Raw genomic sequence first — 25,236 nt, 5'->3', positions numbered from 1 at the left:
CCCTGACGGGCTCACGTGCGCCCCCCGAGGTCCGTACCGGGCACCGTCCGGATCGTGGACATGCTCTCATCAAGGCATCTGTCTTGTATCTATGCTGTGCGCATGCCTTCGTCGTCCGCCGTGACCCCCTCTCCCGCGCCCGCGTCCCCGCCCGCGTCCACCGTCAGACAGCCCCCCGCCGCCGAGCGCGTCTACGCACACGTCAAGGACGGCGTCCTGCACCGGCGGTACGCCGGGGGGACGCTGCTCACGGAGGGCGGACTCGCCGAGGCCGTAGGGGTCTCCCGGACGCCCGTCCGGGAGGCGCTGCTGCGGCTGGAGGGCGAGGGACTGCTCAAGCTCTACCCGAAGAAGGGAGCGCTCGTGCTGGCCGTCTCCGCACAGGAGATCGCGGACGTGGTGGAGACCCGGCTGCTGGTGGAGAAGCACGCGGCGGCCAAGGCCGTGCCCGCCCCGCCCGCGCTGATCACCCGGCTGGAGGAACTGCTGGCGGACATGCGGCGCCAGGCCGACGCAGGGGACCTCGCCGCCGTCTCGGTCAGCGACCGCGCCTTCCACGCCGAGATCGTGCGCAACGCCGGCAACCAGATCCTCTCCCGCCTCTACGACCAGCTGCGCGACCGCCAGCTGCGGATGGGCGTCGCGGCCATGCACGCCCACCCGGACCGCATCGCCAAGAACATCGCCGAGCACGCCGAGATCCTCGAAGCGCTCCGGGCCGGGGACGCGGCGGCGGCCATCTCCGTCGTCGACCGGCACGTGAGCTGGGTGCGCAACCTCGCCCAGGGGAACGTCCGATGAGCTCGTCGTCCCCGGCCCTGCCGGGGGACCCGCCCGGCGGCCGGCGGGCCATGGCGGTCTGGGCGGTCGGCGTCGGCGTCTACTTCGTCGCCATCGTCTTCCGCACCAGCCTCGGCGTGGCCGGCATCGACGCCGCCGAGCGGTTCCACATCAACGCGTCCGCCCTGTCCACCTTCTCCATACTCCAGCTGCTCGTCTACGCCGGGATGCAGATACCCGTCGGCCTGATGGTCGACCGGATGGGCACCAAGAAGGTACTGGCCCTCGGCGTCGTCCTGTTCACCGCCGGACAGCTCTGCTTCGCCCTCTCCCACTCCTACGGGACGGCCCTCGCCGCCCGCGCCCTCCTCGGCTGCGGCGACGCGATGACGTTCATCAGCGTCCTGCGGCTCGGCGCCCGCTGGTTCCCCGCCCGGCACGGACCGATGGTCGCCCAGGTGGCGGCGCTGTTCGGGATGGCGGGCAACCTGATCTCGACCCTGGTCCTCGCCCCGCTGCTGCACCTCCACGGCTGGACCGCGACCTTCGCCGGCAGCGCCTCCGCCGGCGTCGTCGTCCTCGTCCTCCTCCTGGCCTTCCTCCGGGACCACCCGGAGGGGTACGAACCGGCGCCCGCCCCTCGCGCCGGTGCCGGCTACATCCGGCAGCAGATCGCCCGCGCCTGGCGCGAACCCGGCACCCGGCTGGGCCTGTGGGTGCACTTCACCACCCAGTTCCCCGCCATCGTCTTCCTGCTGCTGTGGGGCATGCCGTTCCTCGTCGAGGCCGAGGGGCTCGGCCGGGAGGGCGCGGGCCGGCTGCTCACCCTCGTCGTCCTGGTCAACATGGCCGTCGGCCTGGTCTACGGGCAGATCGTCGCCCGCCACCACGCCGCCCGGCTGCCGCTCGTCCTCGGCACGATCGGCGCGACCGCGCTGCTCTGGGCGGCCGTCCTGGCCTGGCCCGGGACGCACGCGCCGATGTGGCTGCTGATCGCCCTCTGCGCGGTGCTCGGTGCCTGCGGCCCGGCCTCGATGATCGGCTTCGACTTCGCCCGGCCTGCCAACCCGCCGGAGCGGCAGGGCACGGCGTCCGGCATCGTCAACATGGGCGGCTTCACCGCCTCCATCACCACCCTGCTCGCCATCGGCGTCGTCCTCGACGCGACCGGGGACGACTACCGGGCCGCCTTCTCCGCGTTCTTCGTGGTCCAGGCGGTGGGCCTGGCCCAGATACTGCGCCTGCGCGACCGGGTCAGGCGGCGGGAGCGGGAGCGGGTGGTGGCGTCCCGGGTGGAGACGGTGCACGTGCCCGCGTGAGCGGCTCCTGAGGGTGCCCCCTGAGGGGCACCCCCCCCGCAGGGCCTCAGGAAGTGACCGCGAAATTCCGCAGGATCGCCTCCGCCAGCCGCGGATCGCCCTCCGCCTTCACCCGGTCCGCCACCGCGTCCGGCCGTACCCGCCCGCAGGCCAGCCGGACGTACGTCTCCCAGTCCATGGCGAGCGTCACCGCGGGGCCGAGCGACACGCTGGAGTCGATCGTGCCCCGCCCCGCCGCGTCGACCCGCACGGTCCGCAGGAACTCCACCGGCCCGTGGACGTCCACGACCACCGCGGTGCCGGGCGGGGCACCCGCGTCCTTGGCCACCACCTTGGGCAGCGCGGCGAGCAGCATGTCCCGCACCACGAACGCGCCCGGCGCGTCCAGGTTCCCCGGCACCCCGAGCGCCCGCCGCAGATCCTGCTCGTGCACCCATACGTCGAAGGCCCGGACGTGCAGCTGGCGTTCGAGCGTCTGCTCCGGACCGCTGCCCAGCGGCCAGCGCACCCGGGCCTGCGGCGACCGCGTCTCGTTCCGCAGCTGCCGCGACCGCCGGATGATCGTCAGGTCCAGCTCGGACGTCATCTCCAGGGCGGTGTGACAGCGCCGGACGTCGACCTGGACCTCGACGTACCGCGAGAACTCGTCGGTGACGTGGTAGAGGTCGCGGGGCAGTGTGTGGATCGGCCGTGGCTCGCCCAGCATCTCGCACTCCACCCCGATGACGTGCGAGACGACGTCCCGCACCGACCACCCCGGGCACTCCGTGCGCCGGTTCCAGTCGCCCTCGGCGAGTGGTCTCACCAACTCGTTGATCGCTTCGATGGAATGGGTCCAGGCGTCGATGGCGGGCTGCAGGCTGGGGTGGACGGTCACGTGATCCCTCGTGCGGTGCGTGCGTTCGGGCTGCATGGGTACGGGGCAAGTGCTGTCTGGGTCTCAGCAGTTAAGTTACGCTGCGCACGGGCAGCACGGCAGAGGTTTCCCGGGCCGAGAGTGGTGGTACTGTGCGCGTCTCCCTGATCCAGCTCGCCGTGGACCCGGCGGAGCCCCGGGACGACCGGCGCGAACGCGCGGCCCGCCTCGTCCGCGCACAGCACGGCCGCGATCTCGTGGTCCTCCCCGAACTCTGGCCCGTCGGCGCCTTCGCGTTCGACTCCTTCGCCACCGGATCCGAGCCGCTGGACGGCCCCACGGCGCGGACGATGTCCGCCGCCGCGCGCGACGCGGGCGTCTGGCTGCACGCGGGCTCGATCGTCGAACGGGACGCGGACGGCGCCCTGTTCAACACCTCCCTGCTCTTCGCACCGGACGGCACGCTCGCCCGCACCTACCGCAAGATCCACCTCTTCGGCTTCGACCAGGGCGAGGCCGTCCTGCTCAGTGCCGGCCGCGACATCGTCACCGCGCCGCTGCCGGAGACCGTGCTGGGCCTCGCGACCTGCTACGACCTCCGCTTCCCCGAACTCTTCCGTGCCCTGGTGGACGCCGGCGCCCAGACCCTCGTCGTCCCGGCCGGCTGGCCCGAGCGCCGCCGCGCCCACTGGGCCCTGCTCGCCCGCGCACGGGCGGTCGAGGACCAGGCGTACGTCCTGGCCTGCGGCACGGCGGGTACGCACGCGGGGGTGCCCCAGGCCGGGCACAGCATCGTGATCGACCCCTGGGGCGAGGTGCTCGCCGAGGCGGGGGCGGAGGAGCAGGTGCTCACCGCGGAGCTGGACATGGACCGGGTGGCGAAGACGCGCGAGGAGTTCCCCGCGCTGCGGAACCGGGTGCTGGGGCGGTAGCGAGCGGCCTCTCGCAGGAAGCAGACGTTCCGGTCGGCCGCCCGACTGACCGTGTACGTTCACGCCATGAACGACCAGCACCAGCACGCCCCGAACGAGCCGTCCCCCTCGGCGCCCCCTCCGCTCCCCCCGGTCCCTCCTGCCCCTCCCGTGTCGAACAGAGCCGGGACGGCGGGGAAACGGTTCTGGATACCGGCCGTGGCCGGCGCGGTGGCCGCCTCGGTCGTCTGGGGCGCCGCCGTGGCACTGACCGGCGGCTTCGGCGGCTCCGACGACGGAGCCCCCGACGCCCGCGGCTACCGGTCCGGCATGAACCTCTGCGAGGAACAGTCCACCAAGGCCCTCGAACGCCTCTACTCGCTCAAGAGCCCCGACTCGGCCGTGCTCCGGCACCCGAACATGGACCGCAGCGAATGTCACCGGGACCTGGAGGGCAAGGGGGCGGACGGCGACGGCTCCACGATGGTCAGCACCACCTTCACCCTCCACAAGAAGGGCGACCCGGCACCCGCCTACATCGCCGAGTCGGAGGGCGCCGACTACCTCCCGAAGTCCAAGACCTCCGTCAAGAAGATCTCCGGCCTGGGCGAGCGGGCCTATTTCGTGCAGTCGGACATGGAGTACGGCCACTTCCTCACCCTCAGCGTCCTGGACGGCGGAGCCGTGTACGCCGTGCGGGTCACCAGCCCGAGGAAGGGTGAAGGTCCCGGCGTGGACAAGGTGGAGCGCGCCCTCGTCGAGGACGCCAGGGCGACGCTTGCCGCGCTCAAGCGCTCCTGAATGCCCCCGGTGGATCCCGGGGATCCGGTCTCTGTCCGCACCGTAGTGACATACGGGCAACAATCTCCTACCAGGCCGGCGAGTCCATGTGCCGGCTCCCGCGTCGGTAGCAGGGCTGCTGCCCGGAGGGTTCAGAGCAGCGCACCTCAGAGACCGGCAATGCCGTTGACGGACTGGCCGAGGGGCGCAGTGACCTCGGACAGCCCACTGACGACCTCACCCAACAGGGCGTCATCGCCTGGAGCCACCGATCCCAGGGGGCCCGCAAGATTGTCAACAGGTCCGGCCAGTGACGAGGATGATTCACCGGTTGCTCCGTTGAGTGCTCCGCCGGGTGCTCCGCTGGTTCCTCGGACTGCACCTGTGAGTGCGGACAGGAGACCGCTGGACCCATTGGGCGCCCCACCGCTCGCCCCGCCGGGTGCTCCCGAGCCTTGACCATCAAGTGCGGCCAATAGGTTAGGCGTTAACCCGGCTGCTGACGCACCGAGTGCACTCAGGGAATCGTCTGCTGGTGCGGCGCATGCGGGAGCGGCCAAGAGTCCAACGAGCGTTCGGAGGTACCTCCATGCCCCGCGGACCCCGCCCTCCCCGCAGGACTGTTTTCGCGGGCGTTGCACACTGTGACGATCGGCGAGTCAGGAGTTATCGGCTTCACGGCGCCTGACGGTCGCAGAATCGCTTCCCATGTTCGGGACCGCTCCCTCTGCGTACTCTGCGGGTACAGGCAAGGCTGTGGCTGTCAAGGGAGCGTGCATCATGACTGATCTTCCCGCAGAGCTGACGACCGGTGAGCGCATCCGCATCCTTCGCGAACGCCGGGGGCTGAGTCGCCCCGTACTGGCCGGATTGGTCGGCCGGTCGTCCGACTGGTTGAAGAAGATCGAGAACGGCGAGCGGGAGCTGCGTTCGATCACTCACCTTGTCCGACTGGCTCAAGCACTGCACGTCTCGGACGTGGCCACGCTGACAGGTGATGAGTTGGCGATCCCCGCCGATGCGGTGGGCAAGCTTTCGCACGCTTCCGTCACGCCCATCAGGGCGGCCCTGCATGGCGTCTCGTTCGCCGGCGCGCCGACCGTGGACCCCGTGTCCCCCGAGGCTCTGAAAGGCCGCGTGGACGGCGCGTGGCGGCTCTGGCACAGCAGCACTCACCAGCGGACTGAAGTCGGCGCGCTGCTACCGGACTTGATCAGGGACGCTCACGCCTCCATCAGGGCTCACCAGGGCGACGAACGGCGGACCGCTCACGCTGCTACCGCTGACCTGTACCGGCTTGTTCAACGGCTACTGGCCCACATCTGTGAGCCCGAACTGTACTGGCTCGCGCTCGACCGTGGACGGGCGCACAGCGAAGAGTCGGACAATCCCGTGGCCCTCGCACTGGCAGCGTGGTCCACAGCTATCGGGCAGCGGGCGGCCGGCTTCTCGGAAGAGGCCGTGCAGACCGATGAGGCCGGTATGGCACTGTTGCGTGATCAGCTGGATGGAGGGGCGCCCGAAGTTATTGCGGTGTACGGGGCGTTGAACCTTCAGGCGTCGATCTCATGCGGGCTCGACGGCCGGTCCGGTGACGCTGAGCGGTACCTGACGGAGGCAGATCGTACGGCGTCCCGCCTACCCGCCGGCTACTCGCACACCCCGTCAGCGTTCGACTCGTCCAACGTCGCCATCCATGGCGTCAGCGTTGGCGTGGGACTGCTGACCCCCGGTGAGGCACTGCGCCGCGCCGAGTCGATCACGCCGGAACGCGTCAGCTCGCTGGAACGGCGCTCCCGCCTGCTGCTCGACATCGCGGCGGGTCACCACCAGAGGCACGAGACAGCGGCAGGTCTGCACTACCTCTCAGCGGCACACAAGGTGAGTCCGGAAGGTGTGCGGTACGTGCCGTTCGCGCGGAGCCTGGCGCGGGACCTGGCCAAGGCTGCATCCGGCCCGCTGAAGGCTGATGCTGTCGCGCTTGCTGAGGCGGTAGGGGTGACTGCTGCCTAACCCGTTCGAGTAGAGGGACAGTTTGGGTCCGCCGTCGCCTCCCCTTCCGCCTACCGTCCTCCGCTGTCTACGCGAGAGGACAGCGACGATGGCGGGAACACCCGAGACTCGGCACCCGTACGGGTACGTGACCTACGCCCCGGCGGGGCAGACGTGCGGGAAGTGCCGGAAACCCATCCCCACTGATACCCCCTGTCGACGTGGGGACATCGAACGGGCTTCCTCGTCCCCTGTCGCCCTCTACTGGCACCGGGAGTGCGTCATGGGCGGTGCCGCGTGATGCACGCAGGCTACGGGCCCGTACTGGTGCCCAACCCGAACGTGCCGTGTGCCGAGTGCACCCGGCTCACGAACGCCCGGCACACCGCTGAACGCGCCGGCGACTGGGCCCTTGCGGAGCGGCTGCGCCGGGCGACCTGGGAGCACTGGGAGGGGGCGCACCGTGGGTGAGCGCCGGCACTTCGCCGTCAACGGGTCCGGTGGCGTTCGCTGGGTGCCGCTGTCCGGTGACCTCGTGCTGGATGTGAAGGCGGACCGGCTGGGCAAGGCGGTCGGCTGGGACGGCGACACGGGGGCGGTGACGCTGTACCCGCTGTACGGCATCGACGGCCAGTGGGAGACGACCGACTACCGCCCGGCCGACCGCGGCGACAGGCTGCGCGCCCGCGTGATCAAGCTGAACCGGGAGCGCCGATGGTGAGCCGGCGGCACTGCGAGGCGTGCCAGTGGTGGGACGGCGTGATCGCAAAGGCCGTGGAGCGGCTGCACCTGGCCGAGTCCGGATGGGAGCGCGCCCGCGCCGTGCGTGAGCTGGCTTTCTACAAGGTCAGCCGAGAGGGCCACGTCCAACAGGCCCACGGGGCCCGGGGCGCACACCCCCCTTACCCCCGCAGCCCCGACCGCGCGTCCCTGCCGTGGCGTCCGGGCGGGCCGTCCGCTCACCCTGTTCCAGCACCTGTGATCCCGCGTTCACGGGCGGATGGCACCCTGGAGGGCATGAACGCAGCCTCCCCCGCGCCCCGCCGTGCCCGTGTCCGTGCCCCCGAGCTGGTCGGCAAGGGGGGCTGGATCAATACCGGCGGGAAGGACCTGAAGCTCGCCGACTTCCGAGGTCGCATATTGATCTTGGATTTTTGGACGTTCTGCTGTGTGAACTGCCTGCACGTCCTGGACGAGCTGCGGGAGCTGGAGGAGAAGCACCGGGACACGACGGTGATCATCGGGGTGCACTCGCCGAAGTTCGTGCACGAGGCGGAGCACCAGGCGGTCGTGGACGCCGTGGAGCGGTATGGGGTGCACCACCCCGTACTGGACGACCCTGAGCTCGCGACGTGGAAGCAGTACGCCGTCCGGGCGTGGCCGACGCTGGTCGTCATCGACCCGGAGGGGTATGTGGTGGCGCAGCACGCGGGCGAGGGGCACGCGCATGCGCTGGAGACGCTGGTCGGTGAGCTGGAGGAGGAGCACGGGGCGAAGGGGACGCTGCGGCGGGGGGACGGGCCGTACGTCGCTCCGGAGCCGGTGGCGACCGATCTGCGGTTCCCGGGGAAGGCCGTGGCGCTGCCCGGCGGTACCTTCCTGGTCTCGGACACGACCCGGCACCAGCTCGTCGAGCTGGCCGAGGACGGGGAGACCGTCGTCCGGCGCATCGGCACCGGGGAGCGCGGGTTCGGCGACAGCCCGGCGCGGTTCAGCGAGCCGCAGGGGCTCGCGCTGCTGCCGGACGGGCGGGTGATCGTCGCGGACACCGTCAACCACGCGCTGCGCGTGTACGACCCGGAGACGCACGAGGTCAGCACGGTCGCGGGGACAGGACGTCAGTGGTGGCAGGGGTCGCCGGCCGCGGGCCCGGCCCGGGAGGTGGACCTGTCGTCGCCGTGGGACGTGGCCTGGTTCGCGGACCGGGTCTGGATCGCCATGGCCGGCGTCCACCAGCTGTGGACGTACGACCCGGCGACGGGGACCGTGGCGGCGGCCGCCGGTACGACCAACGAGGGCCTGGTCGACGGGCCCGCGGCCGAGGCGTGGTTCGCCCAGCCGTCCGGGCTGGCCGCCGCGGGGGACCGGCTGTGGGTCGCGGACTCGGAGACGTCCGCGCTGCGGTACGTCGAGCGCGACGACCGCGGGGAGTTCACCGTCCGTACCGCCGTCGGCGCCGGTCTCTTCGACTTCGGGCACCGGGACGGGGACGCCCAGCAGGCCCTCCTCCAGCACCCGCTCGGCGTCACGGCGCTGCCCGACGGCTCGGTCGCCGTCGCGGACACCTACAACCACGCGCTCCGCCGCTACGACCCGGCGACCGGGCAGGTCACCACGGTGGCGACGGACCTGCGCGAGCCGTCCGGCGCGGTCCTCGCCGGAGAGGACGTCCTCGTCGTCGAGTCGGCCCGGCACCGGCTGACGCGGCTGCGGCTGCCCGAGGAGGCGCTGCGGGTCGAGTCGGTGGCCCACCGCACCCGGCGCGAGGCGACGGAGATCGCCCCCGGCGAGCTGCTGCTGGACGTCGTCTTCCAGGCGCCCGCCGGGCAGAAGCTGGACACCCGGTATGGGCCGTCCACCCGTCTGCTCGTCAGCTCCACGCCGCCCGAACTCCTCGCGGAGGGCTCCGGCGCGGGTACGGACCTCAGCCGTCGGGTCGTCCTGGCGGACGGGGTGACCGAGGGCGTGCTGCACATCTCGGCGATGGCCGCCTCCTGCGACGACGATCCCGCCAACGAGTACCCCGCCTGCCATGTCCATCAGCAGGACTGGGGTGTTCCCGTGCGGGTCGCCGCCGGGGGCGCCGGGCGGCTGCCGCTGGTTCTGGCCGGGTTCGACCCGGACGCCCGGCCCTGATCACGGTGCTGCTCAGCGGACGAACCGGTGGTCCTCCTCGACCACGGGGGCCGCGGGGGGCGGGGGTTGCGTGCGGCGGCGCTTGAAGACTGCTACGTAGGCGTTGAGCCCGATCAGGCCTGCGGCCATCAGGATCAGGCCTGCCAGGGTGAGGTTGACTCCTTCGAGGTGCCAGTCGACCGCGAAGGTCAGGATTGCTCCTGTCGCGATCAGGCCGATGCACCATCCCATGCCCATGGCATGACTCCTTCCGGGTGTTTTCGGCCGGTCATTACCGCGCCTACCCGGGAGGCGGGTGGGGATGTGCCCCGGGCCCGCCCTTTCACCGTTTCTTGCGGGGGCGGGTCCCCGCACCCCCAGAAGCGCGCTGCGCGCGCTGTCCTCAAACGCCGGACGGGCTGAAGTGTGCGCCCGGGCGCGAATTCCAGCCCGTCCGGCGTTTGAGGACGCGCGCCGCAGGCGCGCTCACCCGGGGGCGCGGGGCCCTTCCCCGCAGAAATGGTGAAAGGGCGGGACCGGGGCCCCCTCACCCGCCCAGCGCGGCACCCTCACTGCTGACCCAATACGTCGTCCGCACCGAATCATCGATCCGCAACTTCCCACCCGGCAGAGCCGTCCGCACCTCGCCGCCTTCCACCGGATCGCCGTTCGCAGCCTGAAGGGAAACCGACAGCTCCTTGGCCTCCCGAGGCGTCCCGCCGTCCGACGACGTCGGCCGGACGCCCGCGTAAGCGGCCTTCCCGGCCCCCAGCCGCACCGGCTGCTCCGGCTTGCTGGCGGCGTCCATGTCCGCGGAGGCCTGGTCCTTGTCGAAGCGGAGGAAGGGGAAGCCGTAGGCGGTGCACGCCTTCTTGGCGGTGGCGACGAGGAGGAGGGAGCCGGCGGGCTTCTTGGCGGGGCGGGCCTCGATGGTCAGGTCGGAGGGGGCGCAGGCGTCGCCCTTCTTCACGCCCTGGGTGGCGCTGTCCTCCCCCGCGGCACCGGGCGCACCGGGCGCGTCGGACGCGGTCGCCGCGGCCTTGTCGCTCTTGCCCTCCCCGTCGCCCTTGCCGTCCCCACCGCCGCCGCAGGCGGTCAGGGTCAGCGTCAGGGCGGCCGCGGCGGTGAACGCGACGGCGGTGGACCGCAGGAGGCGGTGGGTCATGGGTTCCCCCGGTGGGATGTCGGTGGATCGGAGGTGCGTCGTGCTCATCCCGGGCCCGAGGGTCATCCGGGCCAGCGGGTCGTCCGGGCCCGCGGGAACCGCAGGTTCGTCCCTGACGGGGGATCAGCCCGCCAGGAAGGCGGCCAGCACCGAGGCGAGCAGATGCGGGTCGTCCGCGCCGCAGAGTTCACGGGCGGAGTGCATGGAGAGGATAGCGATGCCTACGTCGACGGTGGTGATGCCGTGCCGGGCCGCCGTGATCGGACCGATCGTGGTGCCGCAGGGAACGGAATTGTTCGAGACGAAGTGCTGCCAGGGCACTCCGGCCCGCTCGCAGGCCGCCGTGAACGCGGCCCGGCCGCTGCCGTCGGTCGCGTACCGCTGGTTGACGTTGGTCTTGAGGATCGGGCCGCCGTTGGCCACGGGGTGGTGGCCGGGCTCGTGCCGCTCCGCGTAGTTGGGGTGGACCGCGTGCCCGGTGTCGGAGGAGAAGCAGATGGTGCCCGCGAAGGCCCGCGCCCGGTCCTCGTACGTCCCGCCGCGGGCGAACACCGAGCGCTCCAGCACGTTTCCGAGCAGCGGGCCCTCGGCGCCGGTGTCGGACTGGCTGCCGTTCTCCTCGTGGTCGAAGGCGGCGAGGACGGGGATGTACGCGGGTTCGTCACCGGTCGCGGCGGCGGCGAGGGCGGAGGTGCCGGCGTGCACGGAGACGAGGTTGTCCATCCGCGGCCCGGCGAGGAGTTCGCGGTCGCGGCCGAGGTAGGACGGGGCCTCGACGCTGTGCGTCATCAGGTCCCAGCCGGTGATCTCGTCGGCGGCGACCCCCGTCTCGTCGGCGACGAAGCGGATGAGGTCGCCCTCGCGGACGCCGCCGAGGCCCCAGACGGGCGTCATGTGGCGCTGCCGGTCCAGCGTCAGACCGTCGTTGACGCCGCGGTCCAGGTGGATGGCGAGCTGCGGGACGCGCAGCAGGGCGCGGTCGACGTGGACGAGCCGGTGCTCGCCGCCGCGCAGGGTGATCCGGCCCGCGAGGCCGAGGTCGCGGTCGAGCCAGCTGTTGAGCAGCGGTCCGCCGTAGATCTCCACGGCGACCTGGCGCCAGCCGTGCGCGCCGCTGTCGGGCAGCGGCTTGACGCGCAGGTTGGGGGAGTCGGTGTGCGCACCGATGATGCGGAAGGGGGTGGCGGCCGTCGCGCCCTCGGGCACGTACCAGGCGATGACCGCGCCGCCGCGCAGGACGTACTTCCCACCGGACGACGCGTCCCACGCGTCGGTCTCCGCGAGCTGCCGGAACCCCGCCTTCTCCAGCCGGGCCGCCGCGTTGGCCACCGCGTGGTAGGGCGAGGGGCTGGCCGCGAGGAAGGACATGAGGTCGTCGGTATGGCCGCGGTCGAAGCGGTGCGCAGTGCTCATGGCCTCAGGATAAGGAGCCGGGCAAGGGGCGCGCGGGCGCCCGGCGGAACGCGCGGAGGCCCTCCCCCGGCGAGGGGGAGGGCCTGACGCACAGGAACGCTCAGCACGCTCGGAACGCTGAGAACGCTCAGAAGGCGGCCTCGTCCAGCTCCATCAGCGACTGGTCCACGGACTCGGCGAGCTTGCGCTCGACGGAGACGGCGGGCAGGACGTTCGCGGCGAAGAACTTCGCGGCGGCGATCTTGCCCTCGTAGAACGCCTTGTCCTTGGCGGAGGCGGCCGGCAGCTTCTCGGCCGCCACGGCCGCGCCCCGGAGGAGCAGATAGCCGACGACGACGTCCCCGGAGGCCATCAGCAGGCGGGTGGTGTTGAGGCCGACCTTGTAGATGGACTTGACGTCCTTCTCGGTGGCGGCGAGGTCGGTCAGCATGGTGCCGACGATCGCCTCCAGCTCCCCGGCGGCCTTGGCCAGCCGGTCGCGGGCGGGGGCCAGGTCCTCGCCGCCGGCGGCCTCGGCGAGGAACTTCTTGATCTCCTCGGAGAGCAGGGTCAGCGCCTGGCCCTGGTCGCGGACGATCTTCCGGAAGAAGAAGTCCTGGCCCTGGATGGCGGTGGTGCCCTCGTAGAGGGTGTCGATCTTGGCGTCGCGGATGTACTGCTCGATCGGGTACTCCTGGAGGTACCCGGAGCCACCGAAGGTCTGGAGCGACTGGGCCAGCTGCTCGTACGACTTCTCCGAGCCGTAGCCCTTGACGATCGGCAGCAGCAGGTCGTTGAGACCGTGCAGCGCCTTGGCGTCCTCGCCCGCGGCCTCCTTGACGAGGATGTCGTCCTGGACGGCGGCCGTGTGGAGGACGAGGGCGCGCATGCCCTCCGCGTACGCCTTCTGCGTCATCAGCGAGCGGCGCACGTCCGGGTGGTGCGTGATGGTGACCTTGGGGGCCTTCTTGTCGGTGAAGTTGGCCAGGTCCGGGCCCTGCACGCGCTCCTTGGCGTACTCCAGGGCGTTGAGGTAGCCCGTGGAGAGGGTGGCGATGGCCTTTGTGCCGACCATCATCCGCGCGAACTCGATGATCATGAACATCTGGCGGATGCCGTCGTGCTTCTCGCCGATGAGCCAGCCCTTGGCGGGGTGCTTGTCGCCGAAGGTCATCTCACACGTGTTGGACGCCTTCAGGCCCATCTTGTGCTCGACGTTGGTGGCGTAGACGCCGTTGCGGGCGCCGAGTTCACCGGTCTCGAAGTCGAACTCGTACTTCGGCACGAGGAAGAGGGACAGGCCCTTGGTGCCCGGTCCCGCGCCCTCGGGTCGGGCCAGCACGTAGTGGAGGATGTTGTCGGTCATGTCGTGCTCACCCGAGGTGATGAACCGCTTCACACCCTCGATGTGCCACGAGCCGTCCTCCTGCCGGACGGCCTTGGTGCGGCCCGCGCCCACGTCCGAGCCGGCGTCCGGCTCGGTCAGGACCATGGTCGAGCCCCACTGCTTCTCCACCGCGATCTTCGCGATGTGCTTCTGCTGCTCGGTGCCCTCGGCGAACAGCACCCCGGCGAAGGCGGGGCCGGACGTGTACATCCAGACGGCCGGGTTGGCGCCGAGGATCGTCTCCGCGAAGCCCCAGAGGAGGCTGCGCGGCGCGACCGTGCCGCCGATCTCCTCCGGGATGCCCAGGCGCCACCACTCGGCGTCCATGTACGCCTGGTAGCTCTTCTTGAAGCTGTCCGGGATCGGGGCGGTGTTCGTCTCCGGGTCGAAGACCGGCGGGTTGCGGTCGGTGTCGGCGTAGGAGGCGGCCAGCTCGTTCTCCGAGAGGCGCGCGATCTCCGACAGGATGTCCTTGGCGGTCTCGACGTCCATCTCCGCGAACGGGCCGGTGCCGTACAGCTTGTCGCGGCCGAGCACCTCGAAGAGGTTGAACTCGATGTCGCGGAGATTCGACTTGTAGTGGCCCATGACAACGGCTCCGTAAGGGGTGACGGGAGGGGCGTTCCTCGTGCGTACCGATCGGTAATCTGCATGATGCTACCCGTCGGTAATAAGAAGCAACCCCTGTTGGGCCAACTGTGACTGGTTACGCTTTGGCCCATGTACGGCTACGACCAGAACGTGGGACAACAGGGCTACGCCCCGCCGCAGCAGCCCGGCGGCTACGGCGAGCAGCCGCTCTACCCCGAGCCGTCGCCGCCGTCGCTGGCCGACGCGGTCCGGGCCTTCACCACCGGCTCCATGTCCGCCGAGGACTTCCAGGTGATCTTCTCCGGCTCGAAGGTGTACTGCCCCCGCGGTGACAACCCCGGGTTCCTGGCGCTGCACAACACGCAGCATCCGGTGATCCCGATGTTCACCTCGCTGAAGGAGCTGCGGCGTTACGCCGGCAAGGAGTCGAAGTACTTCGTCATCACCGGGGCCGAGGTGATCGATCTGCTGCCTACGGGGTACGGGTTCGTGCTGGACATGGAGGGGGATCACCGGATGGTGTTCGACGCGAAGGCGGTCGAGCAGATGGTGGACTTCGCGATGCGGCGGATGTACGGCTGAGGGGGGTTCGCCCCGGGCCCGCCCTTTCACCGTTTCTTGCGGGGGCAAGCCCCCGCACCCCCGAAACCGCGCTCCGCGCGGTTGTCCTCAAACGTCGGACGGGCTGAAGTGTGCGCCCGGGCGCGAATCCAGCCCGTCCGGCGTTTGAGGACGCGCGCCGCAGGCGCGCTCACCGGGGGCCCGGGGCACACCCCCCTACCTCACCGCCCGCCGGTACAGCCGCTCGATCGCCTCGCCGAAATACGAACTGTACGACGTCACATCGTCTCCACCCTCATCCCGGCCCCCAAGCACCCCGACGACCGTCCCCAGCCCCGTCCCCGCATCGACATCCGTCAGCAGCGGACTCCCGCTCGTCCCCCCAGGCATCCCCTCACAGTCAAAACGAAGCTGCCCGGCGCCCTCGCGCCGAACCGTGTTCTGGCAGCCGAGGGGCCGCTCGCCGTCCCCCGGGTAGCCGATGACCCGCGCAGGACGGTCCGCCGTCGGGCGGAAGGCGATCCGTTCCGCTCCGGTGACGGCCTCCAGGGGGGCGTCCGTGCCGACCTGGCGGACGCGGAGGAAGGCGACGTCGTGGTCCTCGTCCCGGTCGGACATCCACTCGGGGGTGACGTCGATGGAGGTGGGCACCCAGATCCCGTAGGGCGCCTCGCCGTCGTGGTAGCCGGGGGCGAAGGCGAGGTCGGTGTGGAAGCCGTCGGTGTAGACGCAGTGCGCGGCGGTGACGAGCAGATCGCCGGTGCCGCTGTGGACGACGCTCGCGGTGCAGCCGTGCGCGGGCTCGTCCTGGTCGGTGTAGAAGAGCGGGCCGACCGCGGGCGACGGGTCGCGGGGGGACGCCGTCAGCGGCTCGGAGCGCGGCAGGGGATCGGTGCGCGTCCCGCGGTCCGCCGCGTGCTCGGCCGCCGCCCGGCGGGGGGTGCCGGGCTCGGCGCGCACGGCGGAGGCCATGGCGTCGGCAGCCCGGTCCCCGACGTCCTCGGGCTCCGTGTAGTGGCCGGAGGACTCGCCCTCCGCCAGGGAGCCGCCGAGGGCCAGTCCCCTGGTCGCCACGAGCAGGCCGAGGAGGGCCAGGGCCAGCACGGTGGCGAAGAGGACGGTGTAACCGGCCTTGCCGGGGCCGGCGGATCTGGCGCGCATTGATCAAGTGTCCACCCTTGGTGGGGTAACCGCCGAATGTCCGGGAGGAACGGCCGGGAATGCATCAGCCTTGCAGGTTGTTAAGCCTTCAACTAACTTGGGGGCTGAACCGTCCGAGGAGGGCGACATGCCTGCTGTAACTGCGGAGAATCCGCTGAGCCTGCCCCGTGTGACGGCACCGGTGGGCCCCGCGGCCCGCCCGGTGCTCGCGGTGTCCACCGCGCCCGCCGGCTTCGAGGGCGAGGGTTTCCCGGTCCGCCGGGCCTTCGCCGGGATCGACCACCGGCACCTCGACCCGTTCATCATGATGGATCAGATGGGCGAGGTGGACTACGGAGCCGGGGAGCCGAAGGGGACCCCGTGGCACCCGCACCGCGGCTTCGAGACCGTCACCTACATCATCGACGGCACCTTCGTGCACCAGGACTCGCACGGCGGCGGCGGGGTCATCACCGACGGCGACACCCAGTGGATGACCGCCGGCTCCGGCCTGCTGCACATCGAGACGCCGCCCGAGGAACTGGTCGTCAGCGGCGGCCTCTTCCACGGCCTCCAGCTGTGGGTGAACCTGCCGCGCAAGGACAAGATGATCGCCCCGAAGTACCAGGACATCCGGGGCGGCCACATACGGCTGCTCGCCTCGGAGGACGGCGGGGCGCTCATCCGGCTGATCGCCGGTGACGTCGCGGGCCACGCCGGCCCGGGCACCACGCACACCCCGATCACCATGATCCACGCCTCCGTGAGCCCGGGGGCCCGGCTCGTGCTGCCCTGGCGGCGCGACTTCAACGCCCTGGCCTACGGGCTCGCGGGCCACGGCTCGGCCGGTGCCGAGGAGCGCCCGTTCGGCAGCGGACAGGCGGTCGTGTTCGGGCAGGGCGACTCGCTGGTGGTCCGTGCGGACGCCGCCCAGGAGTCCCGCTCCGAGAACTTCGAGGTGGTGCTGCTCGGCGGGCTGCCGATCCGGGAGCCGATGATGCACTACGGGCCGTTCGTGATGAACACCCACGCCGAACTCGCCCAGGCCTTCGACGACTTCAAGGCGGGACGGCTGGGAACGGTCCCCGCGGAGCCCGCTCTGTCGATTCATCGGGAAACTCACCCCAACGAGTGAGGGGCTCCGGCGTTCCCGCGGCACGGGGCACGGGAAGAAATGAGGCCCGCCCCCCGGCAGGAGGGGCGCTCCGCGAGTGAGTGGTCACCAGCCCGGTGGGGGCTCGCCCGGTTCAGGGGGCGAGCCCCCACCGCCCTCGCGCGGAAGCTCTCAGAAGCTCCAAGAGAAGCACTCACGTGATCGCCGCCAGGTCGTCCGGCGACGGCCGGTCCGCCTCGTACAGCTCGAACCAGATGTTCTTGCCCTCGCCCTGCGGCTCCACGCCCCAGGCCCCGGCCAGGATCTCCATCAGCACCAGGCCGCGGCCGGAGGAGGCCATCTCGCCGGGGTGCCGCCGGTGCGGCAGCTCGTCGCTGGTGTCCGCGACGTCGACGCGCAGGCAGCGGTGGCCCCGTTCCCCGGATATGGACGCCATGAGCAGCGCGTCCCCGTCCGTGTGGACCAGCACGTTGGTGACCATCTCGGAGACCATGAGCACCGCCGAGTCGGTCTGGTCCCCGTCCGGCCAGTCGTGCATCAGGTCCCGCACCTGCTGGCGGGCCTCCGCGATGCGCTCGGGCTCGGCCTGGGCGATGGTCATGACCGCCCGGCGCAGCGGCGGCGCGGCGCGCGCGGCGGCCGGGGCCGGCGGCTCGCGGCGGAGCAGGAGCAGCGCGATGTCGTCCTCGCGCCGGTCCACCAGCGGTCCTGTGGTGTAGTGCGAGGACGGACCGTGCACGGCCTGCACGAGCGCGTCCGCCAGCGTCTCCAGGAACGCGGGGTCGTCCGCCGCGTGCTCGCCCTCGATGACCCCCCGCAGCCGCTTCCAGCCGGTCTCCAGGTCGTGGCCGCCGGTCTCGATCAGGCCGTCGGTGCACACCAGCATCGTCTCGCCGGGCTCCAGGACCAGGCGGGTGGTGGGGTAGTCGGTGTCCGGGTCGATGCCCAGCGGCAGGCCGCCCGCGGTGGAGCGGACGAGCATCGTGCCGTCACTCAGCCGGATCGCCGGGTCGGGATGGCCCGCCCGGGCGATGACCAGCAGCCCGGTGGCCGGGTCCACCTCGATGTACAGGCAGGTCGCGAAGCGCGGGTCCTGCGGGCCGCTGCCGTTGATGCCGGCCAGGAAGCGGGAGGCCCGGGAGAGGACGGCGTCCGCGTGGTGCCCCTCCGACGCGTAGGCGCGCAGCGCGATCCGCAGCTGGCCCATCAGCCCGGCGGCCCGTACGTCGTGCCCCTGGACGTCCCCGATGACCAGCGCCAGCCGGCCCGAGGGCAGCGGGATCATGTCGTACCAGTCGCCGCCCACCTCCAGGCCGCCGCCGGTCGGCACATAGCGGGCCGCCACCGTCATCCCGGGGATGTCCGGCTGGACGGTCGGCATCATCGAGCGCTGCAGGCCGACCGACAGCTCCTTCTCCGACTCGTGGACGCTCGCCCGGCTCAGCGCCTGCGCCAGCATCCGGGCGACCGTGGTGAGCACCGACCGTTCGTCCGGGGTGAAGGCCACCGGGACGCTGAAACCGGCCATCCAGGCGCCGATCGACCGTCCGGCGTTGATCAGCGGCAGGAACGCCCACGACCTGCGGCCGAACCGCTCGACGAGCGGCCAGACGGCGGGGAAGCGGCGCGCGTAGTCGTCGGCGGAGGGGATGTAGATCGCCCGGCCGGTGCGGATGACCTCGGCGGCCGGGTGGTTGCCGTCCAGCGGGATGTCGAGGAACGCCTCCACGTCGTCCGGCCCGTAGCCGTGGTGGCCGATCATCGTCACCCGGCCGCCGTCCGCCCCGAAGACCGCCAGCGCCGACGGCTCGAACCCGGGCATCGACAGGCCCGCGGCCACCCGCATCACCTCGGAGGTCGACCGGGCCTCGGCCAGCGCCCGCCCGGCGTCCAGCAGGAACGCCTCGCGGTTGCGGCGCCAGTCGCCGGTGACGGTCGTCCGTGCGGGTGAGGTGCCGGGGTGCGGCGCGGGTACCTCCTCCAGGGTGCCGACGAGCGCCTGGGAGCTCTCGTGGTCCGTCTGCCGGGCCCGCGCCCTGACGGTCCTGGCGACCGCGCCCGCCTCGTCCACCACCCGGATCCGGGCCTCGGCGAGGGTGTCCTCGGCCACGGCCAGGCCGATCACGCCCTGGAACTCCACCCAGTCCACCGCGTGGAAACGGGCGCGCGCGGCCGACTCCGGGAGCTCCGCCGGTTCGGGCGGCAGGCCCAGCAGCCGGGCCGCCTCGGCGTCGAAGGTGACGGTTCCCGTGGCCCGGTCCCAGTGCCACAGGCCGGTCGCGACGGCGGCCAGGACGTCCTCGGTGCGCATTGCCCCACTTTATGTGGGTTCGCTCCGTGCAGACCACCGATGGCGGGTGGGGCAGTACCCTTGCTCAGTGCTGTATGCACGCTAACCCAGTGCGGCGGGCCAGTGCCGCGCACCCTCGAACCACGCCTTCGACCACGACTTGGATGAACGATGCATCGTTACCGGTCCCACACCTGCGGCGAGCTCCGTGCGGCTGACGTCGACACCGACGTGCGGCTGAGTGGCTGGCTGCACAATCGGCGCGACCTGGGCGGCATCCTCTTCATCGATCTCCGGGACCACCACGGTCTCGTGCAGCTCGTCGCCCGTCCCGGCACCCCGGCCAACGAGGCGCTCGGCCGGCTCACCAAGGAGACCGTCGTCCGTATCGACGGCAAGGTCATGAGCCGCGGCGCCGAGAACGTTAACCCCGATCTGCCCACCGGCGAGATCGAGGTCGAGGTCACCGCGGTCGAGGTGCTCGGCGCCGCCGAGCCGCTGCCGTTCACGATCAACACCGAGGACGGGGTGAACGAGGAGCGCCGCCTGGAGTACCGCTTCCTGGACCTGCGCCGCGAGCGCATGCACCGCAACATCATGCTGCGCGGCGCCGTCATCCGCTCCATCCGCGAGAAGATGACCGCGCTCGGCTTCAACGAGCTGGCCACCCCGATCCTGTCCGCCACCTCCCCCGAGGGCGCGCGCGACTTCCTGGTGCCGTCCCGGCTGCACGCCGGCAAGTTCTACGCCCTGCCGCAGGCGCCGCAGCAGTTCAAGCAGCTGCTGATGATCGCGGGCTTCGACCGCTACTTCCAGATCGCGCCCTGCTTCCGCGACGAGGACGCCCGCGCCGACCGCTCGCCGGGCGAGTTCTACCAGCTCGACATGGAGATGTCCTTCGTCGAGCAGGAGGACGTCTTCCAGGTCATCGAGAAGGTCATGACCGACCTCTTCGAGGAGTTCGGCGACGGCCGCCACGTCACCTCGCCGTTCCCGCGGATCCCGTTCCGCGAGGCGATGCTCAAGTACGGCTCGGACAAGCCGGACCTGCGCGCCGAGCTGGAGCTGGTGGACGTCTCCGACGTCTTCGACGGCTCGGAGTTCAAGGCGTTCGCCGGCAAGCACGTGCGCGCCCTCGCGGTGCCGTCCGTGCAGGACCAGCCGCGCAAGTTCTTCGACGGCCTCGGCGAGTACGCCGTCGAGCAGGGCGCCAAGGGCCTGGCCTGGGTCCGTGTCGGCGAGGGGAACACCCTCACCGGCCCGATCGCCAAGTTCCTCACCGAGGAGAACGTCAAGGCCCTCACCGAGCGCCTCGGTCTGGAGCCCGGCCACGCGATCTTCTTCGGCGCCGGCGAGTTCGACGAGGTCTCCAAGATCATGGGCGCGGTCCGCGTCGAGGCCGCCAAGCGCGCCGGCCAGTTCGAGGAGAACGTCTTCCGGTTCTGCTGGATCGTCGACTTCCCGATGTTCGAGAAGGACGAGGAGACCGGGAAGATCGAGTTCTCCCACAACCCGTTCTCCATGCCCCAGGGCGGCCTTGAGGCCCTGGAGACGATGGACCCGCTGGACATCCTCGCCTGGCAGTACGACATCGTCTGCAACGGCGTCGAGCTGTCCTCCGGCGCCATCCGGAACCACGAGCCCGAGGTCATGTACAAGGCGTTCGGGATCGCCGGCTACTCGCAGGAGGAGGTCGAGCGCGAGTTCGGCGGCATGCTCCGCGCGTTCAAGTTCGGCGCCCCGCCGCACGGCGGCATCGCCCCGGGCGTCGACCGCATCGTGATGCTGCTGGCCGACGAGCCGAACATCCGCGAGACCATCGCCTTCCCGCTCAACGGCAACGCCCAGGACCTGCTGATGGGCGCCCCGAGCGAGGTCGACGAGGCCCGCCTGAAGGAGCTGCACCTGTCGCTGCGCAAGCCGCCGACGGTGAAGTAGCACCCCGGCAACGCTGTCGACGAGGGGCCCGGCGCCGATGTGCCGGGCCCTTCCCCGTGCTACGGGCGCCGGCCGCGCGGCGGCGACCCCTGATCGCCACCACGCGGTCGGCGCCCCCGGCGGGCGTCCCCCGACGCCGCCGTACGGCCGCCGCCGTACAGCCGCCGCCCTCCGTGGCCGGCGTCCCCCCGGACACCGCTCCACGTCGTCGCGTCATCCGCGAGGTCTCACACCAGCGCCCGCAGCTCCGGCAGCGGTTCCGGCGGGCAGCAGCCGGCGGCGGCGGCGTGCACGGCGCGTCCGAGGCGCCGCGGGGTGAGCCGGTGCGCCAGGAGCACGTTCCGTACGCCGTACTCGCGCACCGCCATCAGCTCCGTCTCGCCCAGCTCCTCGGCCACCACCACCAGCGGTGCCCAGCTCTCCCGGGACCGCCGGCGCAGTTCCCCCGGGGCGTCGTGGTCGTGGCGCCCCAGCAGCAGGATCTCCACCGCCGCCCCGTCCTTCACCACCCGGATCCCGGGCAGGGTCCGCAGGCCGCGGACGATCCGGGCCCGGCCGACCTCGTCGGCGGCACGCACGCTCACGGTGATTCGGTCATCCAACACTGGTCCGGTCTTCCTTCGGTCTCCCCCCATGCCAACACCGGAGAGCCTGCCGCGCCGCGCTCAACGAACGATTGCCGAACGATCAACGAGGAAACGGGAAGGGCCCGGAACCAGAGGTTCCGGGCCCTTCCGAGGCGGTGCGGGGGCGGTCAGGCCGCCTCCTCGCCCCCGCCGAAGCGCTCGCGGTAGGACTCCAGGTCCTCCTCGGTGATCTTCGCGAAGAGCACCGGCGGGACGGTGAACGGCGTGCCCTCCGGGACCAGCGACAGCGACTGCGCCTCGTCCCGCGTCACCCAGGTGCGGTCGTCGTCCGCCAGCGCGAACGCCGACCGCATGGCCGCCGCCGTCGCCGGGATGAACGGCTCGGAGACCACCGCGTAGAGGTGGATGAGGTTCATCGCCGTGCGCAGCGTCAGGGCGGCGCCGTCCGGGTCGGTCTTGATCTCCAGCCAGGGCGCCTTGGTCTCCAGGTAGGAGTTGCCCGCGCTCCACAGGGCGCGCAGCGCCTGCGCCGCCTTGCGGAACTGGAGCTCCTCCATGTGCTCCTCGTACTCGGCGAGCAGCCGCGCGACCTCGCGGCCGAGCTCCGTCTCGGCGGCGCCCGCCTCGCTGCCACCCGGGACCGCGTCGCCGAACCGCTTGCGGGAGAAGGACAGGACGCGGTTGACGAAGTTGCCGAGGACGTCGGCGAGGTCCTTGTTGACCGTGGCGGAGAACAGCTCCCAGGTGAACGAGGTGTCGTCCGACTCGGGGGCGTTGGCCATCATGAAGTAGCGCCAGTAGTCGGCGGGCAGGATCTCCAGCGCGTCGTGCGTGAAGACGCCGCGCCGCTGCGAGGTGGAGAACTTGCCGCCGTAGTAGTTGAGCCAGTTGAAGGCCTTGACGTAGTCGACCCGCTTCCACGGCTCACGGGTGCCGAGCTGCGTCGCCGGGAACATCACCGTGTGGAACGGGACGTTGTCCTTGCCCATGAACTGGGTGTAGCGGACGTCCGTCGCCTCGTACCACCACGACTTCCAGTCGCGCTCCTCCGGCCGCCGGTCCGCCCACTCCTTGGTGGCGCCGATGTACTCGACGGGAGCGTCGAACCAGACGTAGAAGACCTTGCCCTCGGCCGCCAGCTCCGGCCAGGTGTCCGCGGGGACCGGGACGCCCCAGTCCAGGTCACGGGTGATGGCCCGGTCGTGCAGGCCCTCGGTCAGCCACTTGCGGGCGATCGACGAGGCCAGCACCGGCCAGTCCTTGCCCTGCTCGTCGATCCAGGCCTCGACCTCGCCCTGGAGCTTCGACTGGAGCAGGAACAGGTGCTTGGTCTCCCGCACCTCCAGGTCACGGCTGCCGCTGATCGCGGAGCGGGCGTCGATGAGGTCCGTGGGGTCCAGCACGCGCGTGCAGTTCTCGCACTGGTCGCCGCGCGCCTTGTCGTAGCCGCAGTGCGGACAGGTGCCCACGATGTAGCGGTCGGGCAGGAAGCGCTCGTCCGCCAGCGAGTAGACCTGGCGGATCGCCCGCTCCTCGATGAAGCCGTTCTCCTTCAGCCTCCGCGCGAAGTGCTGGGTGATCTCGCGGTTCTCCGCGGAGGAGCTGCGGCCGAAGTAGTCGAAGGAGAGGGCGAACCCCTCGTAGATCGCCTTCTGCGCGTCGTGCTGCTGGGCGCAGTACGCGTCCACCGGCAGCCCGGCCTCCTTGGCGGCCAGTTCGGCCGGGGTGCCGTGTTCGTCGGTGGCGCAGATGTAGAGCGTCTCGCGGCCGGTCTGGCGCAGGAACCGCGCGTACACGTCCGCCGGGAGCATGGACCCCACCATGTTGCCCAGGTGCTTGATCCCGTTGATGTACGGAAGGGCGCTGGTGATGAGGTGTCGAGCCATGCCGGCTGCTCCCTGGTCGGTGCTCGGGTGACGGAGCCTGTGACCTGTTTCCACAGACACCTTTAGCGTATCCGAGTACCGGGGGGCAGCCGCTCGGCGTTTATGACGGCCCTGTGTCGGCCGGGACCGGGCGGCGGCCCTGCGGACGGTCCATCCAGGCCCGCCACGGCCGCATGATCAACTCCCGGTAGGTGTGGTGCGAGGGATTGCGGCCCGCGTGCCGGAACGTCCAGTGCTGGGCGTCCAGGAAGTCCTCCGCGGCGTCCGACTCCGCCCCGCACACCACGCACCGCATCGCGTACGTCACCGGCTCCGCGTCCGGCTCCCGGTCGGGCTGCAACGTCCAGGTCCGGAACAGGAAGACGCTGCGCGGACTCACCGACTCCACCCGCTCTCCCCGGCGTTGCCGCCGCCCCCGTCCGCCGCGCCCCCGCCCGCGGATCCGGCCTCGGCCTCGGCCTCGGACGGGAAGCGGATGGCCGACGGAGGGCAGGACCACTCGATCCCGCCCCGCGGCGGCCGTAGCTGAACGTAACCGGCGTGGGTGTCCATGACCTGTCCGAGCCGGCCGGTGCGGGTGTCGACGACAAAGCTGCCGAGGGGGAATTCATCGTTCACATCCCTACGATGCCCACTTCAGCGGCTTCTGATCAGTGACAGGTGGAGCACGGAGGGTGATGTATCGAGGCGTCATGCTTACGCGGTGCGATCGGCGGAACGGTCACTCTCCGTCGCCTCAATTGCCGCATTTCCGACGTACCGTCCTGAGCCCTCCATGGATCACGCCAGCAGGTCCACCCGCAGCCCGGTGTCCCGCCGTTCCGCCTCCCGGTGCGCGTACGCGGCGAGGGCGAGGTCCTGCCACAGCAGTCCGACGGGCGCGTGGACGGTGACCTCGTCCGGTGCCGTCCGGCCGGGGTGCTCGCCGCGCAGGACCTCGCCGAGCGTGGCCGCCGCCGCGCCCTCCGGCAGCCCGGCGGCGGCCAGGGCGCCCATGGACGCGGCGAGCGGCCGGTCGTCGACCACCACCAGCGCCGCCGTGAGCAGGCCGGCCGCCAGCTCCCGCTTGCCGGGCTCGTCCGCGCCCAGCGCCGTCATATGCAGCCCGGGCCGGAGGTCGGCCGCGCCGAGCAGCGGGGTACGGGACCAGGTCGCGGTCAGCACGGTGTCCGCCGCCGCGGCGACGGCGGAGGCGCCGTCCACGACGGTGCCGCCGTGCCGGGCGGCGAACCGGGCGGCCGCCGCCGGGTCGGCGTCGTGCACGACGAGCCCGCCCCATGACCGCAGCCGCCGCAGCCCGCCGACCGTCAACTCCGCCTGCGCGCCCGCCCCGACGACCCCGAGCACCGCGCGCCCCTCCGGGTCGGGGGCCGCAAGCAGATGTGTCCCGAGCGCGGCGGCCAGTCCCGTCCGCCACGCCGTGACGGTCGCCGAGTCCAGCAGCGCCAGCAGCTCGCCGTCCCGCCCGTCGTGCAGACAGAGGACGCCGCGCAGGGCCGGACGGGCGCCCGGGAACTTGGCGTTGACCTTCACGGTGTACGCGTCCACGCCGGGCAGCAGCCCGGGGGGCAGCGCCGTGGCCGTCCCGGAGAAGGGCAGATCGGTGCGGACGCGCAGGCCGGGGACGGCCGTTCCGCCGCCGTCCCCGTCGTCACCGGCTTCCCCGGCCCGGAGGAAGCCCTCGCGCAGGGCGTCGAGGCAGGGGCCGGGGT

General features: G+C 71.5%; 22 protein-coding genes. 10 read left to right on the top strand and 12 right to left on the bottom strand.

Annotated elements, in window-relative coordinates:
- Positions 1 to 102 precede the first annotated feature (102 nt).
- Complete coding sequence (locus tag HN013_RS07980; RefSeq protein WP_171164543.1) at positions 103 to 801, top strand: GntR family transcriptional regulator; 699 nt, start codon at positions 103 to 105, stop codon at positions 799 to 801.
- Positions 798 to 2,099, top strand: coding sequence for a nitrate/nitrite transporter (locus tag HN013_RS07975; RefSeq protein ID WP_171164541.1), 1,302 nt, complete (start codon positions 798 to 800; stop codon positions 2,097 to 2,099). The genes HN013_RS07980 and HN013_RS07975 overlap by 4 nt, the downstream gene beginning before the upstream one ends.
- 46 nt (positions 2,100 to 2,145) lie before the next feature.
- Here HN013_RS07975 and HN013_RS07970 read toward each other — a convergent pair whose 3' ends face one another.
- Positions 2,146 to 2,976 carry a maleylpyruvate isomerase family mycothiol-dependent enzyme gene (locus HN013_RS07970; RefSeq protein ID WP_171164539.1) on the bottom strand — a complete coding sequence of 277 codons (831 nt, stop codon included), beginning with the start codon at positions 2,974 to 2,976 and terminating at the stop codon, positions 2,146 to 2,148.
- 131 nt (positions 2,977 to 3,107) lie between these two features.
- Between HN013_RS07970 and HN013_RS07965 the strand changes: the two genes are divergently transcribed.
- From HN013_RS07965 to HN013_RS07945, 5 genes are all read left to right on the top strand, one after another.
- On the top strand, positions 3,108 to 3,887 hold the full coding sequence (locus tag HN013_RS07965; RefSeq protein ID WP_171164537.1) for a carbon-nitrogen family hydrolase: 780 nt from the start codon (positions 3,108 to 3,110) through the stop codon (positions 3,885 to 3,887).
- 150 nt (positions 3,888 to 4,037) lie between these two features.
- Positions 4,038 to 4,667 (top strand): hypothetical protein, encoded by a 630-nt coding sequence (locus HN013_RS07960; RefSeq protein ID WP_171164536.1) that lies wholly within the window; start codon positions 4,038 to 4,040, stop codon positions 4,665 to 4,667.
- Between the two features lie 759 nt (positions 4,668 to 5,426).
- On the top strand, positions 5,427 to 6,659 hold the full coding sequence (locus HN013_RS07955; protein ID WP_171164534.1) for a helix-turn-helix domain-containing protein: 1,233 nt from the start codon (positions 5,427 to 5,429) through the stop codon (positions 6,657 to 6,659).
- A gap of 442 nt (positions 6,660 to 7,101) precedes the next feature.
- Positions 7,102 to 7,359 (top strand): hypothetical protein, encoded by a 258-nt coding sequence (locus HN013_RS07950; RefSeq protein WP_171164532.1) that lies wholly within the window; start codon positions 7,102 to 7,104, stop codon positions 7,357 to 7,359.
- A 296-nt stretch (positions 7,360 to 7,655) separates the two neighbouring features.
- Positions 7,656 to 9,494 (top strand): NHL domain-containing thioredoxin family protein, encoded by a 1,839-nt coding sequence (locus HN013_RS07945; protein WP_171164530.1) that lies wholly within the window; start codon positions 7,656 to 7,658, stop codon positions 9,492 to 9,494.
- Between the two features lie 12 nt (positions 9,495 to 9,506).
- On the opposite strand, the gene HN013_RS07940 is transcribed toward HN013_RS07945, so the two are convergent.
- The 4 genes from HN013_RS07940 to HN013_RS07925 all read right to left on the bottom strand — a co-directional run bounded on the left by HN013_RS07940 (position 9,507) and on the right by HN013_RS07925 (position 14,005).
- Entirely contained in the window at positions 9,507 to 9,731 is a 225-nt protein-coding gene (locus HN013_RS07940; RefSeq protein WP_171164528.1) for a DUF6458 family protein, read from the bottom strand.
- Between the two features lie 289 nt (positions 9,732 to 10,020).
- Positions 10,021 to 10,638 carry a DUF4232 domain-containing protein gene (locus HN013_RS07935; RefSeq protein WP_171164526.1) on the bottom strand — a complete coding sequence of 206 codons (618 nt, stop codon included), beginning with the start codon at positions 10,636 to 10,638 and terminating at the stop codon, positions 10,021 to 10,023.
- Positions 10,639 to 10,761: 123 nt separating this feature from the next.
- The gene (locus tag HN013_RS07930; protein ID WP_171164524.1) at positions 10,762 to 12,051 is read right to left on the bottom strand and encodes a M18 family aminopeptidase; all 1,290 of its coding nucleotides are present in this window, start codon (positions 12,049 to 12,051) and stop codon (positions 10,762 to 10,764) included.
- Positions 12,052 to 12,178: 127 nt separating this feature from the next.
- On the bottom strand, positions 12,179 to 14,005 hold the full coding sequence (locus HN013_RS07925) for an acyl-CoA dehydrogenase (protein WP_171164522.1): 1,827 nt from the start codon (positions 14,003 to 14,005) through the stop codon (positions 12,179 to 12,181).
- A gap of 132 nt (positions 14,006 to 14,137) precedes the next feature.
- Between HN013_RS07925 and HN013_RS07920 the strand changes: the two genes are divergently transcribed.
- Positions 14,138 to 14,590: an SseB family protein gene (locus tag HN013_RS07920; RefSeq protein ID WP_171164520.1), complete on the top strand. Its 453-nt coding sequence runs from the start codon at positions 14,138 to 14,140 to the stop codon at positions 14,588 to 14,590.
- A 195-nt stretch (positions 14,591 to 14,785) separates the two neighbouring features.
- Here the strand turns inward: HN013_RS07920 and HN013_RS07915 are convergent, their stop codons facing one another.
- On the bottom strand, positions 14,786 to 15,730 hold the full coding sequence (locus HN013_RS07915; protein ID WP_171164518.1) for a serine protease: 945 nt from the start codon (positions 15,728 to 15,730) through the stop codon (positions 14,786 to 14,788).
- A gap of 127 nt (positions 15,731 to 15,857) precedes the next feature.
- On the opposite strand from HN013_RS07915, the gene HN013_RS07910 reads away from it, so the two are divergent.
- Positions 15,858 to 16,844: a pirin family protein gene (locus tag HN013_RS07910; RefSeq protein WP_171164516.1), complete on the top strand. Its 987-nt coding sequence runs from the start codon at positions 15,858 to 15,860 to the stop codon at positions 16,842 to 16,844.
- A gap of 172 nt (positions 16,845 to 17,016) precedes the next feature.
- On the opposite strand, the gene HN013_RS07905 is transcribed toward HN013_RS07910, so the two are convergent.
- Positions 17,017 to 19,134: a SpoIIE family protein phosphatase gene (locus HN013_RS07905; protein WP_171164514.1), complete on the bottom strand. Its 2,118-nt coding sequence runs from the start codon at positions 19,132 to 19,134 to the stop codon at positions 17,017 to 17,019.
- Between the two features lie 150 nt (positions 19,135 to 19,284).
- On the opposite strand from HN013_RS07905, the gene aspS reads away from it, so the two are divergent.
- On the top strand, positions 19,285 to 21,051 hold the full coding sequence (gene aspS / locus HN013_RS07900; RefSeq protein ID WP_171164512.1) for an aspartate--tRNA ligase: 1,767 nt from the start codon (positions 19,285 to 19,287) through the stop codon (positions 21,049 to 21,051).
- Positions 21,052 to 21,278: 227 nt separating this feature from the next.
- Here aspS and HN013_RS07895 read toward each other — a convergent pair whose 3' ends face one another.
- The 5 genes from HN013_RS07895 to HN013_RS07875 all read right to left on the bottom strand — a co-directional run bounded on the left by HN013_RS07895 (position 21,279) and on the right by HN013_RS07875 (position 25,072).
- On the bottom strand, positions 21,279 to 21,656 hold the full coding sequence (locus HN013_RS07895; RefSeq protein WP_171164511.1) for a DNA-binding response regulator: 378 nt from the start codon (positions 21,654 to 21,656) through the stop codon (positions 21,279 to 21,281).
- A 149-nt stretch (positions 21,657 to 21,805) separates the two neighbouring features.
- Positions 21,806 to 23,524: a methionine--tRNA ligase gene (gene metG / locus HN013_RS07890; RefSeq protein ID WP_171164509.1), complete on the bottom strand. Its 1,719-nt coding sequence runs from the start codon at positions 23,522 to 23,524 to the stop codon at positions 21,806 to 21,808.
- A 100-nt stretch (positions 23,525 to 23,624) separates the two neighbouring features.
- Positions 23,625 to 23,903 carry a hypothetical protein gene (locus HN013_RS07885; protein WP_312018540.1) on the bottom strand — a complete coding sequence of 93 codons (279 nt, stop codon included), beginning with the start codon at positions 23,901 to 23,903 and terminating at the stop codon, positions 23,625 to 23,627.
- Positions 23,900 to 24,142, bottom strand: coding sequence for a hypothetical protein (locus tag HN013_RS07880; protein ID WP_171164413.1), 243 nt, complete (start codon positions 24,140 to 24,142; stop codon positions 23,900 to 23,902). The genes HN013_RS07885 and HN013_RS07880 overlap by 4 nt, the downstream gene beginning before the upstream one ends.
- 162 nt (positions 24,143 to 24,304) lie before the next feature.
- Positions 24,305 to 25,072, bottom strand: coding sequence for an ornithine cyclodeaminase family protein (locus HN013_RS07875; protein WP_312018539.1), 768 nt, complete (start codon positions 25,070 to 25,072; stop codon positions 24,305 to 24,307).
- Positions 25,073 to 25,236 lie beyond the last annotated feature (164 nt).

Source organism: Streptomyces sp. I05A-00742, from assembly GCF_013055795.1.
Classification (GTDB): Bacteria; Actinomycetota; Actinomycetes; order Streptomycetales; family Streptomycetaceae; genus Streptomyces.
Note: the sequence above shows the minus strand (reverse complement) of the source record. Positions and strands in the feature narration are given on the sequence as shown.